Annotated in this window: 1 protein-coding gene and 1 pseudogene; both read left to right on the top strand. The window is 36.1% G+C overall.

What is annotated here, in order from left to right; genetic code table 11:
- Window positions 1–105, top strand: a pseudogene (locus HMPREF2701_RS10540) (cell envelope biogenesis protein OmpA); the annotation flags it as partial.
- Window positions 106–152: 47 nt separating this feature from the next.
- Window positions 153–352, top strand: a 200-nt coding sequence (locus HMPREF2701_RS01565) for a hypothetical protein (protein ID WP_186821205.1), incomplete at its 3' end; no start/stop codon positions are given.

Raw genomic sequence — 352 nt, 5'->3', positions numbered from 1 at the left:
CTAGAAGACTTATATACTTACTACATGAGAACAGATTCTATTTCTCTTTTGTCTAGTGATTTAGAAACCAGTCCTCAAAAGGTTGAAATGGAGATAGAGTTGTAGGGGAATCATGTGATTCTCCTATTTTCGTATAGATGAAAGGAGCGAGTATGGAAGTAATGAAATTATTGGCTATGTTTCGTGGAACAATTCCAAAAGATAGGGAGAAAATGGACCTATTTCTTCGTTATCAAGCGCAACATTTTGATGAGAAATGGCAGGACTTGGTAGAGAGTTTTTTGGCTGAAGAGGGCAAGATAGAAGAGATACCTCATGTGTATTCGTTTCATCAAGATATTATTTCTTTCCT

This window comes from Streptococcus sp. HMSC077D04, from assembly GCF_001808785.1.
Taxonomy (GTDB): Bacteria; Bacillota; Bacilli; order Lactobacillales; family Streptococcaceae; genus Streptococcus; species Streptococcus mitis_BX.
This window is presented reverse-complemented; position numbering and strand designations above follow the sequence as displayed.